19 protein-coding genes are annotated in these 16,355 nt (G+C 36.3%); 12 read left to right on the top strand and 7 right to left on the bottom strand.

From position 1 onward, the window contains the following. The first annotated feature begins 15 nt into the window (after positions 1–15). The 4 genes from F606_RS0114500 (at position 16) to rsgA (ending at position 3,312) form a co-directional block, all read left to right on the top strand. Positions 16–822, top strand: a complete 807-nt coding sequence (locus tag F606_RS0114500) for an ABC transporter ATP-binding protein (protein WP_019554606.1) — start codon at positions 16–18, stop codon at positions 820–822. Positions 823–835: 13 nt separating this feature from the next. Beyond that, positions 836–1,426 (top strand): HutD family protein, encoded by a 591-nt coding sequence (locus F606_RS22385; protein ID WP_169558429.1) that lies wholly within the window; start codon positions 836–838, stop codon positions 1,424–1,426. A gap of 364 nt (positions 1,427–1,790) precedes the next feature. After that, positions 1,791–2,060, top strand: a complete 270-nt coding sequence (locus F606_RS0114490; protein ID WP_019554604.1) for a CD3324 family protein — start codon at positions 1,791–1,793, stop codon at positions 2,058–2,060. Between the two features lie 169 nt (positions 2,061–2,229). Beyond that, the gene (rsgA, locus tag F606_RS0114485; protein ID WP_019554603.1) at positions 2,230–3,312 is read left to right on the top strand and encodes a ribosome small subunit-dependent GTPase A; all 1,083 of its coding nucleotides are present in this window, start codon (positions 2,230–2,232) and stop codon (positions 3,310–3,312) included. Positions 3,313–3,361: 49 nt separating this feature from the next. Here the strand turns inward: rsgA and F606_RS0114480 are convergent, their stop codons facing one another. Next, positions 3,362–3,703: a winged helix-turn-helix transcriptional regulator gene (locus F606_RS0114480; protein ID WP_019554602.1), complete on the bottom strand. Its 342-nt coding sequence runs from the start codon at positions 3,701–3,703 to the stop codon at positions 3,362–3,364. A 105-nt stretch (positions 3,704–3,808) separates the two neighbouring features. Here F606_RS0114480 and F606_RS0114475 point away from each other — a divergent pair, with 105 nt between their 5' ends. Continuing rightward, the gene (locus F606_RS0114475; RefSeq protein ID WP_019554601.1) at positions 3,809–4,192 is read left to right on the top strand and encodes a RidA family protein; all 384 of its coding nucleotides are present in this window, start codon (positions 3,809–3,811) and stop codon (positions 4,190–4,192) included. Positions 4,193–4,907: 715 nt separating this feature from the next. On the opposite strand, the gene F606_RS0114465 is transcribed toward F606_RS0114475, so the two are convergent. Both F606_RS0114465 and F606_RS0114460 read right to left on the bottom strand, forming a co-directional pair. Then, positions 4,908–5,813 (bottom strand): DUF6179 domain-containing protein, encoded by a 906-nt coding sequence (locus F606_RS0114465; protein WP_019554599.1) that lies wholly within the window; start codon positions 5,811–5,813, stop codon positions 4,908–4,910. After that, positions 5,810–6,262 (bottom strand): DUF6323 family protein, encoded by a 453-nt coding sequence (locus tag F606_RS0114460; protein WP_019554598.1) that lies wholly within the window; start codon positions 6,260–6,262, stop codon positions 5,810–5,812. Before F606_RS0114460 ends, F606_RS0114465 begins: the two co-directional genes overlap by 4 nt. Positions 6,263–6,448: 186 nt before the next feature. On the opposite strand from F606_RS0114460, the gene F606_RS0114455 reads away from it, so the two are divergent. Beyond that, the gene (locus F606_RS0114455) at positions 6,449–7,114 is read left to right on the top strand and encodes a class I SAM-dependent methyltransferase (RefSeq protein WP_019554597.1); all 666 of its coding nucleotides are present in this window, start codon (positions 6,449–6,451) and stop codon (positions 7,112–7,114) included. Between the two features lie 118 nt (positions 7,115–7,232). Here the strand turns inward: F606_RS0114455 and F606_RS0114450 are convergent, their stop codons facing one another. After that, on the bottom strand, positions 7,233–7,571 hold the full coding sequence (locus F606_RS0114450) for a winged helix-turn-helix transcriptional regulator (protein WP_019554596.1): 339 nt from the start codon (positions 7,569–7,571) through the stop codon (positions 7,233–7,235). Between the two features lie 209 nt (positions 7,572–7,780). Between F606_RS0114450 and F606_RS0114445 the strand changes: the two genes are divergently transcribed. Next, positions 7,781–8,311, top strand: a complete 531-nt coding sequence (locus F606_RS0114445; protein WP_019554595.1) for an NAD(P)H-dependent oxidoreductase — start codon at positions 7,781–7,783, stop codon at positions 8,309–8,311. A gap of 11 nt (positions 8,312–8,322) precedes the next feature. On the opposite strand, the gene F606_RS0114440 is transcribed toward F606_RS0114445, so the two are convergent. After that, entirely contained in the window at positions 8,323–9,204 is an 882-nt protein-coding gene (locus F606_RS0114440; protein ID WP_019554594.1) for a LysR family transcriptional regulator, read from the bottom strand. Between the two features lie 149 nt (positions 9,205–9,353). Between F606_RS0114440 and dapA the strand changes: the two genes are divergently transcribed. Beyond that, positions 9,354–10,214 carry a 4-hydroxy-tetrahydrodipicolinate synthase gene (gene dapA / locus F606_RS0114435; RefSeq protein WP_019554593.1) on the top strand — a complete coding sequence of 287 codons (861 nt, stop codon included), beginning with the start codon at positions 9,354–9,356 and terminating at the stop codon, positions 10,212–10,214. Positions 10,215–10,318: 104 nt separating this feature from the next. On the opposite strand, the gene F606_RS0114430 is transcribed toward dapA, so the two are convergent. Next, positions 10,319–11,167, bottom strand: a complete 849-nt coding sequence (locus F606_RS0114430) for a helix-turn-helix transcriptional regulator (protein ID WP_019554592.1) — start codon at positions 11,165–11,167, stop codon at positions 10,319–10,321. Positions 11,168–11,332: 165 nt separating this feature from the next. On the opposite strand from F606_RS0114430, the gene F606_RS0114425 reads away from it, so the two are divergent. Further along, on the top strand, positions 11,333–12,487 hold the full coding sequence (locus F606_RS0114425; protein ID WP_019554591.1) for an MFS transporter: 1,155 nt from the start codon (positions 11,333–11,335) through the stop codon (positions 12,485–12,487). 170 nt (positions 12,488–12,657) lie between these two features. Continuing rightward, positions 12,658–13,443, top strand: a complete 786-nt coding sequence (gene murI / locus F606_RS0114420; protein WP_019554590.1) for a glutamate racemase — start codon at positions 12,658–12,660, stop codon at positions 13,441–13,443. Between the two features lie 37 nt (positions 13,444–13,480). Here murI and F606_RS0114415 read toward each other — a convergent pair whose 3' ends face one another. After that, a complete protein-coding gene (locus F606_RS0114415; protein ID WP_019554589.1) occupies positions 13,481–14,434 on the bottom strand; it encodes a DMT family transporter in 954 nt (317 codons plus the stop codon). Between the two features lie 117 nt (positions 14,435–14,551). Here F606_RS0114415 and pdxR point away from each other — a divergent pair, with 117 nt between their 5' ends. Both pdxR and F606_RS21230 read left to right on the top strand, forming a co-directional pair. Continuing rightward, positions 14,552–15,934, top strand: a complete 1,383-nt coding sequence (gene pdxR / locus F606_RS0114410) for a MocR-like pyridoxine biosynthesis transcription factor PdxR (protein WP_019554588.1) — start codon at positions 14,552–14,554, stop codon at positions 15,932–15,934. Between the two features lie 51 nt (positions 15,935–15,985). Continuing rightward, positions 15,986–16,315, top strand: a complete 330-nt coding sequence (locus tag F606_RS21230) for a nitrous oxide-stimulated promoter family protein (RefSeq protein ID WP_019554587.1) — start codon at positions 15,986–15,988, stop codon at positions 16,313–16,315. Positions 16,316–16,355 lie beyond the last annotated feature (40 nt).

Genomic DNA, 16,355 nt, shown 5'->3' with positions numbered 1-16,355 from the left:
AAAGGCGGTAATTCTATGAACACGCAGATAGAACAGGGGCTTGATGTTATAGGTGTAAGCAAAATTTATCCAAGTAAAAATGGTGATGTTTTTGCTTTGGATGAAATAAATTTACATGTAAAACCAAAAGAATTTGTATCTTTATTGGGAACTTCTGGTTGCGGTAAAAGTACATTGCTGCGTATTATTTGCGGTCTTGAAAAAGCAACGCAGGGGAAAATTCGGCATTGCGGAAAAGAACTTACTGGTCCTGGAGCTGATCGGGGCATGGTATTTCAAGCGTATACTCTTTTTCCATGGATGAGCGTTTCGGAAAATATTCAATTTGGGTTGAAACAACAAAAAATAAACACTAAAAACGCAAAAGAGATTGCAGCTCATTATATTGATTTAGTAGGTCTTAGAGGGTTTGAAAATCAGCATCCAAATTCTTTATCCGGTGGTATGCGGCAACGGGTTGCTATTGCAAGAGCTTTAGCTAATAATCCAGATATTTTATTGTTGGACGAACCATTTGGTGCTTTAGATATGCAAACTAGAGGCGTTATGCAGGAATTACTGCTTGACGTATGGCAGAAATCGCCTAAGATGATTATTATGGTTACACATGATATTGATGAAGCCATTTTTTTAGCAGATCGTGTAGCTTTGATGAGTTCCCGTCCAGGGAAAATTAAGGAAATATTAAATATCGATTTAGAACGACCAAGAGATTATCATATAAAAACAACACAAAAATTTATGGAATATAAGGCTCAGGCGACAGAAATTATTCGGACGGAAAGTATGAAGTTATTGCAAGGCATTCAAACTGGAGCCTGATGGTAAAATGACGATGAATATAGAAATATTTGAGAAAAAAGATCAAAATACAACGCAGTGGTCAGGTGGAACCACTACAGAACTTTATATTACACCACAGGACAGACGATATGCTGACCGTGATTTTTCACTTAGGATTAGTTCAGCAACTGTAGAAATTGAAAAATCAATTTTTACAAAGCTGCCCAACTATGATCGATTTCTTATGATTTTGGAAAATAATATTAAACTACAACACAAGGATAAATTAGGTGAAATTCTGCAGCCATTTGCTGTTGATGCATTTGACGGTGCTGATGATACAATCAGCTGGGGATGCTGTAAAGACTTTAATGTTATGTTACGAAAGAATAGCGGATTGACAGTCAATCTACAAGCATATGTTCAATTACCTAAAAAAATTATGCTGGCAGAGAAAGAGCACTTTTTTTATTCTGTTGGTGGTACTTTTATATTGCAAACTAATTTGGAAAAAATAAAAGTAGGCAAGGAAACCTTAATTCATATAAGAAAAGCCGTAGAGCCTATTACAATTTATTCTAATGAAGAATCGACCACAGTGATACACGTTGAAATTACCCCTCCGATAAAAGATGTTAGTTGATTGTTTTATAAAAGTATCTATAGTTAAAAAGTCTTCATAATTGATATCTGTTTTAGTATTAATGTAAGAAAATGCTGAAACAGGTGTCAATCTATATGGGGACTTTTTGAATGCGATAATAAGGGAATATTATCATAAAATAAAATTTGAAAACTATTGTTGTATAAGCAGTTTGCTGTTTGACATGTTAGAAAAATCTATATAAAATAATATTAATTGATGATGAAGGGAGAAATGACTTATTAAGTTGTTGATGAAATCGATGATTGTTTACTACAAATAGCAAAAGCTGTTTGTAGTAAAATTAAAGCTCGAATAGCTTTTGCTAAATCCTAAAAAATATTTTTCTTTAGGAGGAAGCAAAATGAGCTATCAGAATGGTAAAGCGGTATTGCCGGAGTCTTTGCTTGCAGCGATCCAAAAATATGTTGATGGTGAGTACATCTATATTCCTCGCAAAAAGGATAATCGACAGCCATGGGATGCGGATGGTCAAAGTCGGCAGATTACGTTCGCGCGAAACCAGGAGATTTTTAGGAAATATGCAGCGGGAATTTCGGTAAAAGAAATTGCGAAGACATATTTTTTGTCGGATAAAACGGTTTATGGAATTTTAACTAAAATGAAAATATGAATTTGTTATTAAGAAAGAGAACGCTATGCAGAATGCAGCGTTCTCTTTCTTTTTTCTGAAAGAAAAAAGGGGAATACATTTTTTGCGAAACAAAATATAATGATATAAAATCAAAGGACTAAAAGGTGATCTTGTAATTTTTGAATTTTTTTAACTTTTGGAGGTAAAAATGAGCAAAATAGATATGGAAAACTTGGGATTCAGTGAACGATTTGTTGTTGAAGCTGATTTTTACAAGAATCTTTATGTAGGCCGAGTCGCATCCCAATACAAAAATATGTATAAAGTAATAACGGAGGCGGGCGAGCTAGCGGCAGAAATATTTGGGAAGTTTCGTTTTGAGGTTAAGACTTTGTCTGATTTTCCGGCAGTAGGTGATTTCGTTATGCTTGACCGTAATGAAAATATCAGTGGAAATGCAATCATCCGGCATATTTTGCCAAGAAAAAGTGCTTTTATCAGAAAGGCTGCGGGAACATCGGAGGATGAACAGGTCGTAGCCTCAAATATTGATACTGTTTTTATCTGCATGTCACTTAATAATGATTTTAATATCCGCAGACTGGAGCGATATCTTAGTGTTGCTTGGAGTAGTCAGGCCATTCCGGTTATCGTGCTTACCAAAGCAGATTTATGCGTTGATCTTGCGGAAAAACTGTCTGAAGTCGACACCGTTTCTTGCGGAGTGGATGTGCTGGTTACTTCAAGTTTAAGCGATGACAGTGTGCTATCTATTGAAAAGTATCTTGACAAGGGCAGAACCGTTGCATTTATTGGCTCATCAGGTGTAGGGAAATCTACTTTGATAAATAGGCTCGTTGGAAAAAATGTTTTGGAAACTAAAAAAATTAGACATGATGATAAGGGACGGCATACGACTACTAGACGGGAACTTATTGCTCTTCCGGGTTTAGGTGCCGTTATTGACACTCCGGGAATGCGAGAATTAGGAATTGAAAGTGCTGATATGTCAAAAGCCTTTGCGGATATTGATGAACTATCCCGAAAATGTAAATTTCAAGATTGTACGCATACGAGCGAGCCTGCTTGTGCAGTGCGAAAAGCCATAAATGATGGGATGGTATCAGCGGATCGGTTTGCGAACTATTTGAAGCTTCAAAAAGAAGCCAAGTATGAGAGATTAAATTCAAAGCAGATTGAGACTGAAAAGTTTAATGCTATGTTCACGGGAGTAGGTGGAATGAAAAATGCACGAAAGTTTAGTAAAGAAAAAAACAAAAAACATTTCTAAGCTAGATGAAAAGGCGGCAGTCATGAAAAAACTTGCCTGAACGGGCAGCTTATTTATTTTGATTTCTTGCTCCCCATTCGCATAATCCTTCTAAAACAGGCAAGAGCGTTTCTGCTTTAGTTGTTAAACGGTATTCAACTTTAGGAGGAATTTGAGGATACTCTTTTCGTTCTATCAAACCATCTGATTCCAGTTCTTTCAGTTGTGAACTCAATATCTTAAAGGTAATTGAGCCAATTTGTCTTTTTAGTTCATTAAAGCGAATTGGCTGGTTTTCTGCCAAAAGGTATATGATAACCATTTTCCATTTACCGCCAATCACTGACAAGGTGTATCCAAAAGGTGTATCTTGGATATTTTTTACTTGCCCCTTATATGCAGCCATTCCCATAATTTACACTATCCTTTCTAATAGTACCTATCAATAAAGTGCGTACTATTTTTTTGTTTGCTGTCTTGTTATACTAAATTTACCTTAAAGTAAAGGAGAGAGAAAATGACTAATATTAAAACTTATAATCATAATCTTTGGGATCATGGTATTTCCCAAGCCTACAGCGTGAATGGCACGATTTATATTTCAGGGCAATTTTCTCATGATTCGGAAGGCATATTTATTGGCGAAGGTGATATTGAAACGCAAACTCGCCAGACACTTAAAAATCTTGATCATGTTTTAGCGGAGTTTGGCATCACGAAATCCAACCTCGCTTATGTGGAAATTTATCTGGCAGATGCTGGGGAGCATTCGGATTCCGTCATTAAGCTGTTCAAGGAATACTTAGGGAAGCACCGCCCCGCGGGAACTCTTATAGGCGTACCATATTTTGCTTTTTCGTCACAATTAGTTGAAATAAGTGCTGTTGCATATACAGACTGATGTATAAAACAATCTCTATCTAGCTGGCAGGTAGGGATTTGTTTTATATAGGAATATTGAAGAATTCCCTGTTTATGTAGAAGAATTATACTTTAAAACGGTTGAAAACTATCATATAAAAAGTAATTGATGGTCATATGATTATTGCTGAGGTTACTGTTAATGCATGCAAGATGCAGCCGATAGTTTTGGTATTTGAACGAGAAAGTAACGGGATACGTTTGGGTTAAATCGTTCTTTTTTATCCAGCGCTACTTGTAGAAAAGGGTGTACTGATAGCTTTCTTTGGTCTGTTGGATTGGCACCACTTTTTGGTTCTTTACATAGCTAACTGCCTTTTTAATTAATTGTGGAAAGAACTAAATTTATTTTTACATTTAAAACTATTGAAATTAGCACAGATTTATTATAATATTTTTTTTAAGTAAGAGAGTAGAAGCGTTTGGATTTTACATTGTAACAACATATAAAAGAGTTATCATTATAAAATTTGAAGAAACATCATGGGGAATATTCGTGTCGAGTATCAATAGCAAGGAGAAGTTATATGGAAAATTTGTTGAATTCAAAACTCAAAGTAAACAAGTTTAAATTTGCAATCTTTATTCTGATGATGGTTTTGTCTCTTATGGACAATGGAGCGGACGACCGCTGTAAACGCAAAAGCTGACATAGAATATAAGTTTGCAGCATAATCTGCCCCCTGACGATAGGGTTACCATGACATGAAAATTCCGTTTAGATTTTGTGCATCTAAAGCGACTTTTAGGCGGGGAATCAAAGAGTCGATAGTATGCTGTAAATAGTCTGTTTCGATAGGAGTGGACAATGAAAGTTCAATTGTAAGCTTTTTGGCAGAAGCGGCGGCTAAGTGGTGAAGCTCTGATGATGAATGGTGTTGAAGACGTTGTTGCAGACGAAATTTTTCGTGGCTGTTGATGTTCAAGGCTGTGATTGTTTGTGCGAGCAGTTGGCGTCCCCAAACATTTATAACAACTGGCTCATAGAGATCGATAAGCGATGATTCATAGTTGGGTATATAGACAGATAACAGGCAGTTCAAATCCCTGCTTGAGAAACGTTGCAGAAAATGATTTTCGATGAGTAGTTGCTGCAGATATTGTAAAATGTATTCGATACCATATAAAGTTTCAGGAACAGGACAGGCTAAAGGATAATCTATTATGCAGGGAATCTGATGGGCAAAGAAATATATATCGTATTTTTGAAAAAAGATGCCGATATTGGTCAGCGTATCTTCGAGAAAATCGTTTTTGATTTTTGGCAGACTTTGCTGGGTTCTTGTATAAAGGCTTTTCGCCTGGGATATCCTGACTTTTGCAAGTGAGCGGGATTCTTTTAAAAGTTCTTTGAAATCCGCATCAAAAAGCTTTTGCCATGGAATATGGGTTTCTCTTTGATAAAGTTGCAGCAAGAAGCAGATTGAAGTGAAAAGTTCCTCTGCTGTTTCGATACGAAGTGAACTGCTATCCCCCATAGTGTAACGCTTGCTTTGGTAGGAAACGAGCTGCCAAAGCTTTATCTGCAGCCGTTCCGTATCCTGCAAGCTCAAATCGTCTACTAATGGATCTATGAATGGAAACAAAGCCGATATATTCATAGAGACTCTCCTTCGTTTCGTTTATAACCATACCGGGCATTGCGGCAAAGTTCCTCAAGCGAGGTTTCTGCCAGATATTCCAGTGAGCCTTGCGCTTTACCGTCAAAAGTCTGCTTCATGAAGGTAATAAGCTCATCATCGGAAAGACGGTCATCGGATTCATTCTTGAAATAATAAAAAGTTTCCTGCAATGCAGCAATAGTATCCTCATAATCAAACTGGTAAAGATAAGGTGAGCTGCAGAATGCGTAAACGAGCTTTTTTAGCACTCCTTCGCCAAATTCAATGCGTCCATTTTCTTGCAAAGCTTCAAAGCGTTCATTCACTAGTCTTTGAATCTGCTCTCCGGTCAAAGTAAGACCAAATTTTTCTGTGAATTGATTGCATTCCTGTAATTCCTGTATAGCTGCAAGTTGTTGCAGTTTTATAGTTTCTAAAGCAAACGTCATATTCATCGCCTCCGTATAGTATAGGATAAGCTTATACTAGGAACTATACAAGTCTTGAAATTTTGCGAATTTTATGGTAATATAATAGTATAAAATTTATAAAATATAACTTGTTTTTATATAACACAAAAAAGCGAATGCTGACGGAGAGCATTCGCTTTTTAATTTATGAAGAAGGAAGAGACTATGATAAAATCAAAATCATGGAAATGGGAAATTGTCGATGAGAATAATGCGAAATGTTGGAGAAATCCAGCAATCGAAAGCTATTATCTTATTAATCGTTGGAAACAGCAAGACAAGAATAAGTTCTTGGATCTTGGTTGTGGATTAGGTAGACACAGTATACTTTTTGCTGGAAATGGTTTTACTACCTGGGCCTTTGATCTAAGTGCGTATGCTGTTACAAGAACAAAAGAATGGGCAAAGACTGAAGAACTTGCAATCCATTGTACTGTCGGTGATATGCTTCAATTACCTTATGACGATAGTCAGTTTGACTGCATCCTATGCAGAAATGTTATATCACATTCAGATACCGAAGGCGTAAAAAAGATATTGGAGGAAATATTTCGTGTTATGCGACCTGGTGGAGAATGTTATGTAACTCTGGGTTCTAAAAATGCATGGGGCTTTCATCAATCTTGGCCGGTTGTGGATGAAAATACAAAAATTCGTGTAGAAGATGGTCCGGAAAATGGCATTCCACATTTTTATGCAGATATAACTTTAATAGAAAAACTATTTAAAAAATTTGAGATCATTTCAGTACAGCATATTAACGAATTTATCAATGATAATGAATTACATTCGGTAGGCTGGCATTGGCATATTTTGCTTGGTAAAACTTAATTGGTAAAAATAGTATTGCTGGTATTTTCCTGCACAACAAGAAGAGCTGCTAATAAAAGCGGCTCTTCTTGTTGTTTTGCCTTAGCGGAATATGGTAAAGAATCCATTAAGGCTATATTTATAGTTCGTTTTTCAATAATTCGACGGCTTCCCCCTTTTCTTGGCGCATTTTGATATTATTTCTTCCCCAAGAACACATTATATCAATGATTTTATTCGCTGTAATTCCATATTCAGTCATATAGTATTCAACTTTGGGCGGCAGTTCATTATATGCGTGCCGACCTACAATACCATCCCTTTCAAGTTCACGGAGTTGTTGTATGAGAACCTTTTGTGAGATAGCAGGAATAAGACGTTGTAGTTCGCCTGTTCTTTTAGTCCCTGTTATAAGTAGACATACAATGAGGGCTTTCCATTTCCCACCGAGTATTTCGAGTGTTGCCTCGATACCCAAATTATATTGCTTTATAGTATCATCTCCTATGCATTTAAAATTATAAATTTTAAATGATAATGCTAGTATGACATATATTTACTTTCAAGTCTAATACATACTTATAGGTAAGCTTTTTACTGACTTTATGGTGTGTATTTACTAATAGTGGGTTGTATATGATAATGGGTTTATCATATGAAAGCAGTTTGAAAGGAAGATGATTTACCATGAAATCACTTGTAATTTTAGCGCATCCCTGCATTAAAGAGTCAAGAGTAAACAAAAGGTGGAAACAGGAGCTAATTCAACATCCAAATGAAATTGTAATTCACGAGCTTTATAAAGAATATCCAAACTTGGATATTGATGTTAAACGCGAACAAAAACTCTTAGAGACTTACGATCATATTATTCTCCAGTTTCCATTGTATTGGTATAGTTATCCACCTTTACTAAAAAAATGGTTCGATGATGTTTTTACTCATGGCTGGGCTTATGGTTCAAAGGGGAATAAACTGAAAGGAAAAAAATTTGGTTTAGCAATGTCGATAGGCGATAAAAAAGAAAATTACACACATACTGGTTCGGTTTCGTTTACAATAGATGAATTAATTATGCCATTTAAAGCTAGTGCAATACATGTTGGCGCAATTGCATTACCATATTTCACTGTTTTTGGTTCATCTTTTCAAGCAAGCGATGAAGAAATCAACCAGAGCGCTGATCATTATATTGATTATATAGTTAAGCATAAGTAATCCAGAAACTTTTATTCCAACGTAGAATGCGAAGAACAGTCGTTTAAAAATAGTTTTATAGCGTTAGCGGATGTCTTGTTTTTTCTGGTGGCAATTTGCGTGAACATGTCCGTTTTTTGTCCGATTAATTTTAGTGGGTGCAGTTTGTTTGCTATGATTTGGTTTAATACAGAAATTTCAGGTAAAAAGGTAACTCCTTGACAGGTGTGGACTAATTCAAGGATTGCGGAAATACTGTTGATTTCTACAATTTTTCGTGGGGTGATATGGTTTTCCTGGATATAGCGAATAAATAAATCATGATAACTGCAGCCTTTTTCTGTCAGTATTATATCCAGTTGCTGAAAATCAGCAGGTGCAAGTTCTTCTTTTTTTGCGAGAGGATGCTCTGGGGATACCAAGACACTCAGTGATTCTTGCGAAAAAACTTGTATAGAAAATTCGGGATCAATAATTTTTGGTGCGAGGACAATCGCAATGTCTACTTTTTCCTGGCGCAGTTGATTGAGATTATCCGTGCAGTTTCCGTAATTTATGACTAAATTGATATTGGGATAGGCAGCCGGATAGGCGTGAAAGAGGTCTTTTAGGCGAGTTCGACTCAAAGATTCAATTGTGGCAATTGATAAAGTTTCTGGTGATGAACTTGGTTTTGCTAATTGTGAGGCTAGGCTAACGATCTGTTCGACAATCGGCAACATATGCTTACCTTCGTTTGTGAGCTGTACGCCTTTGCCAGTTTGTCGGTAAAATAGTTTAACCCCTAATTCTTTTTCGAGGGTACTGATGTGAGCGGAAACACTCGATTGAACATAGCCCAATTTTTCAGCTGTTTTAGTAAAACTCTTTGAGTTTGCAATCTCGATAAAAGAAGTCAAATGCTGAATATCCATAGAAACCTACTCCCATCTAATTTTTCGATCATAGTTATTCGTATCTTTCATTTTACATCTATTCTTATATGCCGTACGATAAAAATGTATATTATAGTTGATTATAGCAAAATTATCGAGAAAATAAAATTTAATGGAGGTAGAAGACTTTGATTGAAGGTGTTTGGCTGCCAATAATTACTCCGTTTCTTAACGATCATGTAGATTTTCCAGCACTAAAAAAAATGGTGGAGCATTATATTGATAAAGGAATTTATGGATTTATGCCGTTGGCAACAACGGGAGAAATCCCGACGATTGATGAACTTGAATATGAAGAAATCATTGCTAAAATCGTTGAATATGTGAATGGACGCGTACCGATTTTTGTTGGCTGGGGGGGGAATGATACTAGACGTTTGGTAAAGCAATTAAAAATTGTCGAAAAATATAAGGTGAATGGAATTCTTTCAGTGTGTCCATTTTATAATCGTCCCTCTCAAGAAGGAATCTATGAACATTTTCGAAAGATTTCGGAGGCAACGGACTTAGATATCGTCTTATATAATATTCCGTATCGCACTGGAATAAATATGGAAAATGAGACAATTTATCGGCTGGCAAAACTGAAAAATATAATCGGCTTAAAAGATTCTTGTGGAGATACAAAACAATCAATGCAATTGCTATTAAATAAACCGGAAAATTTCTCAATACTTACCGGAGAAGATTGCTTTTTTTATAATTCCTTAGCACTTGGTGGGGATGGGGGAATAATGGCATCGGCCCATATAGAGACAGAAAAATTTATTGCGCTGTATGCGGCGATGAAAAATAACGATCATCATGCTGCATTGAAGAAGTGGCATGATGTAGTCGATTTAATTTCATTGTTGTTTACGGAATCCAATCCAATGCCGATAAAATATGTATTATATAGAGAGGGGCTTATTCATTCAGATGAAGCAAGGCTGCCTTTAGTTCCAATATCAGCTCAATTAAAGAAAAAACTTGATCAAGTTTTTGGGTAATAACCTTTAATTTTGTAGGTTTATTCTTATTTTGAATTTTTTGAAATGCCGTTACCAAATGACATAGTGTCAAGGTAACGGCATTTTTAATGCTTACAATGTTATTATTTCTTGTGTTGTAATTCATAATTATTTATTAAATTCTTTATTTTATCGGAGGATTCTTCATCGGTTGGCATATGTACTGTAATTAGCAAATTAGGATTATCGCACCATCGGAAAGATAAATATCCCAAATGTAAAGTTCCCGCAATTGGATGGTGTAATAATTTATCGCCATCTGGTGACTCCTGTATATTGTATAAATCCCACCAGTTTTTAAAGTCTTTATCTAATATGAGATCATTTAACATAGATTCCCACCATGGATCTTTATATAAGCGACTATAACTGGCTCTGAACTGTGCAACTCTTTTTTTCGCATGTGACGCCCAGTCGTCTAATATATTTTTCATATATTGGGAGTGAAACGCTCGCCAAATAGAGTTGCGATAAAAACGATTCATCTTATTGTAATCTCCAAAGACTACACATGCTGCGTTATTCCATGCGATAATATCCCATTTTAAATTTGTAATATAGGAAGGGCTTGTTCCTTGATTATCTAAAAAAGTTTGAAGAGAAGGCGTTATGGTATCTGCTTTTGAGGATGTGTCCATTGGAACTGTTTGTTGTGACAGTAAGAATAAATAGGTTCGTTCACTAGCCTTTAAATGAAAGACATCGGCTATGTTATCTAAAACTCTAGAGGAAACATGTATATCTCGACCTTGTTCTAAACGAGTATACCAATCCACGCTAACATCAATTAATAATGAAACTTCTTCGCGTCGAAGACCCGTTGTTCTTCTGTTTTTGCTATGAAATCCATAGGCTTCAGGTATTAAATTTTTACGCCTTGTTTTAAGAAATACGCCGAGATCTTTTCTTCTCATATCTTCGTGGATTTTCATATGACTCTCCCTGCTTAAGCCTAGGAGAAATAATCCTAGGTTTATAAGTTATCTTGTTCTTTCTATACTAATATTATAAAATAGCAGAGTCAACTTGATTGCACATTAGCGTAGCAAAATAGTGCAATTAAAAATGAATTTATCGTTGGAAGGTTTGGTATAATAATGCGTCTTATTTATTTAATGTCTATGATATGTGCATTTTGTGTGGCCAATATCTATTATAGTCAGCCAATATTAATGATTTTAGCGAAAGCTTTTGGCGTTACACAAGCGCAAATCGGAAATATTCCTACAATAGTTCAATTATCATATGCTGTAGGACTGCTCTTTTTAGTTCCACTCGGGGACAAAGTCAATAGAAAAAGGTTATTGCAAATCTTGCTTTTTATTAATCTAATTGCATCTTTTATAATAGCAATATCGGAGTCTTTTTTATTATTAGAAGTACTAAATTTTTTTATTGGAATAACATCCATCGGTGCACAAATTATAATTCCAGCTGCACCATCCTATGTGGACAAGAAAAATCGAGGTAAAGCAATTGGTATTTTACTTTCTGGGTTAGTAACAGGAATATTAGTAGCACGGCTGCTTTCTGGATATATCGGTGAAATTTGGGGATGGCGTGCAGTCTTTTTTGTGGCTTCGTTTATAGATATAGGTAGTATTTTATTTATATCTTTTAATTTTCCTGCGAATAAAGGAAATAATCAATTGAATTATAAAATGTTAATAAAATCTACATGTTCTTTATTTTTACATGAAAAAGAATTGAGACGTTCTTGTTTGAGTGGTTTTCTTATTTTTGGTGCGTACAGTGCACTATGGGGATCGGTAGCATATTTGACAAGTTCAACGCCATTCTTTCTTACAAGCCATGAAGTGGGATTACTTGGATTAAGTGGAATCGCAGGAATAATTGTTGCTCCTTATATTGGGCGCATTGCTGATACCTATACTCCGGGATTTGTTGTTGCAGTAGGGGGAGTGATTTCTCTGCTGGGTTTTTGTGTAATGTATTTTTCTGTATGGAGTATAATGGTTGTATTGACGTTTATGATATTATTGGATGTTTCTGCCAGACATAGTGTTATCGGGAATCAGCTTAGAGTTTTTTCTTTAAATGAAAGTGCGAGAAGTAGATTAAATACTGCTTTTATGACAGCTTATTTTTTAGGAGGTGCATTAGGAACCAAAGCTGGTAGTATTTTAGGCGAGCTATATGGTTGGGGTGGATTAGTTCTATTAGGAAGTATAGCCTCAGTTGTTACAATTATATTAAATAGAAAAGATTTTTATCGATGTATAAAAAAATGAGATAGACTATTTACTGATATCCTGTATTGATTATATTTTTTATTGAAACAGATTGTGGCATTGACGAAATCTGAAAATGCGATACAATAGAATATGCAAAAAAGCGATGATTTTTAAGTTTTTTTACAAATTGTAAAATTTTATAGCTAAATAGTATGGAGGAAGAATCAATGCAAATTGCAGTTTTTGATTCAGGACTGGGCGGTATGACGGTTCTGCATGATTTAATAAAAAGGATGCCGGATGAAGATTATATTTACTATGCGGATACGGCGCACGTTCCTTATGGGACAAAACCAAAAGAAGAGGTAAGAAAATATATTTTTGAATCTATGGACTTTATTGTTCACCAGGGCGTTAAAGCGATTGTCATTGCATGTAATACGGCAACGAGTGTAGCCGTTCAGGGGTTGCGCGAAAAATATAAAGATCTGCCCATTATTGGAATGGAACCAGCTGTAAAACCAGCACTGGAGAAAAAGTCACAGCCAGGGCGTCGTGTTTTTGTAACGGCTACTGCGTTGACGTTAAGGGAAGAAAAGCTGCATAATCTTATAGCAAAACTTGACGGCGAAAATATAGTAGATCTTCTGCCCTTGCCCGGATTAGTAGAGCTGGCAGAAAAATTCTCTTTTGATGAAAAGAGGGTTCGTCCTTATTTGGAAGAAGTCTTTGCACCGTATCATCTTTCGGATTATGATGCTATCGTTCTTGGCTGTACGCATTTTCCATTTTTCAAAGATACCTTCAGAAAAATACTGCCACCGGAAATGGCGATTGTTGACGGGAACATTGGTACGATAAAAAATCTACAACACCAGTTGAAGAAAAAAAATGCCCTTGGTGGAGGCAGCGGACAGGTTATATATTATAATTCATCGATTCGATTGGAAGACGGGAAACTGTTGGAACAATATAAAGGCTTGTTGAAAAGACTAGATAGTTTCGAGATATAAAAACAACGCAGCGAGTTTGAAAACCGCTGCGTTGTTTTTATATTGTATCTTTTGATTCGGAGCTTATTTTAATATTTGAAGATTTTTTTGTGAAACCAATTAAGGCCATACTTGTTATAAGCAGTATACAGCCACTCCATTGTTGCAGCGTGGTCTGTTCCTTTAAAATTAAAACAGATAAAACTAATGCAGTAAAAGGAATCATGCCGGAAAAGGCAGCTGCAGTCGAAAGCGTACAATGTTTAATCCCTGCATACCAAAAAATATATGCGAGTGCAGTTACGAAAACACCATACCAAATAAGTGCAAACCATTCTGTCTGGTCTGCCTGCGCAAGAAGCGCAAGTGGCTGTTCAAAACTGGCCGGGAGGAGACAAAGAACTATTGCGATGAGACTAACCAGTATAGTCTGAAGTATGGGAGAAAGTGTAGTGTTTGGTCCAGATCGTTTTTGGGTAACGGCAATCTTAGAGCAAGTGTTAAATAGAGATTCGCAAGTCGCAGAACAGATGACGAATAGGTTCCCGACAAGATGTGCCATAGAAAAATGATCTGTGGATGTAAAGATATTTTGGATTAATAAAATTCCGGCAACCGTACAAAAAATACCAAGTAGTTTAATGGACGTTATTTTTTCTTTTAAGAGAAATCTTGAAAGAATTACTGTAATCGCGGGAGTTGCTCCGGTTAAAATACCAGCTTCTGCAGAACTTGTATGAAGTAGTCCAAACAATAAAAACATACGATATAAAAAAACACCACATACGGACTGAAAGAATAAATAAATCCAATCTTTGCCTGTTAAATGGAAAAGACTCTCTATGTTTTTCCATCGGGTGAGAGGTAATAAAAATAATATGGCAAAAAGCAGACTGACACACGTTATAGTATACGGACCTAATTTTCCGGTAACATATCGTGCTGCAACTACAGAAGTACCAGCCAATGTAAATGCCCCTAATAAAAATAACATTCCTTTTATTTGCTGCATAGTGTATCCTCCTAAAAATGTGATCATTTCAATCTGATATGCTATAATTATATTTGATTAACTGGTATGGATAAAGTTCCAGTATAACCAATAATATACCAGTCCAGTGGAGGGGTTATGTATAGCATTCAAGTCCAGCGGAAAAGTGCGATTCCGATAAAACGACAAATTTATCAAAAAATACGCGATCAGATTTTTACTGGAGTTCTTACCGCAGGAGTGGCACTGCCTTCTACGAGAGAATTAGCTGAACAAATAAAAGTATCGCGTAATACGGTGTGTGAGGCTTATGAGATGCTCATTGCGGAAGGATTTGTTCTGCACCGCCAAGGAGCACCGACCCGTATAGCAGAAGGACTGCAGCTTGAAACAGATTTAGAAAAAAGGGCTGAGATTAAAGTCATAAAAAACCCTTATTATATCGTTGATTTTCAAACCGGACGTCCAGACTTGAAGCGTTTTCCGCAATACCTTTGGCAGCAAATGATGCATAAAACTACTGCAATCTTGCAATTGGACGATTTCGGTTATAGCAATCCGCAGGGGTTGATTGCGCTGCGCAGCGAGATTTCCGCATGGCTGCTTCGCAGTAAGGGATTAAGTGTGCAGGAACAGGATATTTTTATTAGCTCAGGTGCTACTCAGGCGTTGCACCTGATTAGCAATCTTCTTGGCGGGCATGGAAATAAAATTGCGATAGAAGATCCATGTAATCAAGGTGTTTTGAAAACAATTCTAAATACAGGATGCAGCATCGAGCCTATTCCTGTTGATGAGCACGGAATTCAGACAGAGTGGCTGAATAAAACCAAAGTTCGTGCAGTATACACGACGCCGTCCCATCAATTCCCTTTAGGTGGAATATTACCAGCTGTTCGCCGAGCTGCGTTGGTTCGATATGCTAAAGCCAATGAAGCTTATTTGGTAGAAGATGATTATGACAGTGAGTTTCGTTATTTGGGAGATCCGATAGCGCCACTTTATGCAATGGCACCAAATAAGGTGATCTATATAGGCACGTTCAGTAAAGTATTATTTCCAGCAATTCGGATTGGCTATGTAATTTTACCGCGGGAGCTGCAAGCGGCCTGGTGTGAACTTCGTTTACACACTGATGTTCAAAATACGCCCTTTGAGCAGGCTGCTCTGGCGGAATTTCTTCATACAAGAAAATTTGATCGACATATTCGATCCATGAAAAAATTGTATGGGGAGCGAAGAACGGTATTATTAGAAGCCTTGAAATTTCATTTTGCTGATACTTGGAGAAGTTGGGGTGATGCTGCGGGTTTGCATCTTGCAATAGAATTTCAAAAGGAAAATTTTGATTCGGATTTTTTTGAACGTTGCAAGAGGAAGGGTCTTAAAATCACTTCAGTCGACTATCATGGAATTCAAAAAGGTCGGCATTTAAATAAGCTCTTGTTAGGATATGGACATTTAGAACCTGAAGAAATTCAAAAAGGGATAGGGATTTTGCATTCTGTAATGAAAAAATAATACAAAATGTAGTATAAATTATTAGAGTCTAGCTGAAGTGGAGTGTGCGGTTTGACGAGACAAAGAATTTTGCGTGAGAAAAAGACTGCTGAAAAAATGACTGCGATTTATTGCAAGGCGAATCATAAGATAGATAGCGGATTGTGCAGCGAATGTAAAGATTTGTTAAACTATGTACAAAAGCGCCTGGACCATTGTTTCTTTGGTGAGCGTAAACCGGTATGTGGTAAATGTCCAATTCATTGCTATCAAAAAGAGATGCGAGAAAAAATAACTACTGTAATGCGGTATGCGGGACCTCGCATGATATATAAGCATCCGGTGTTAGCAATCGATCATATTATTCGATCATTGAAGAAAGTGCCAGTTCTAAAAAAATGATGAAAAGAAAGTACACTTTTTTCGAATTGAATATCCAAAA

The sequence above is a fragment of the Propionispira raffinosivorans DSM 20765 genome (genome assembly GCF_000381065.1).
GTDB classification, from domain to species: Bacteria; Bacillota; Negativicutes; order Selenomonadales; family Selenomonadaceae; genus Propionispira; species Propionispira raffinosivorans.
Note: the sequence above shows the minus strand (reverse complement) of the source record. Positions and strands in the feature narration are given on the sequence as shown.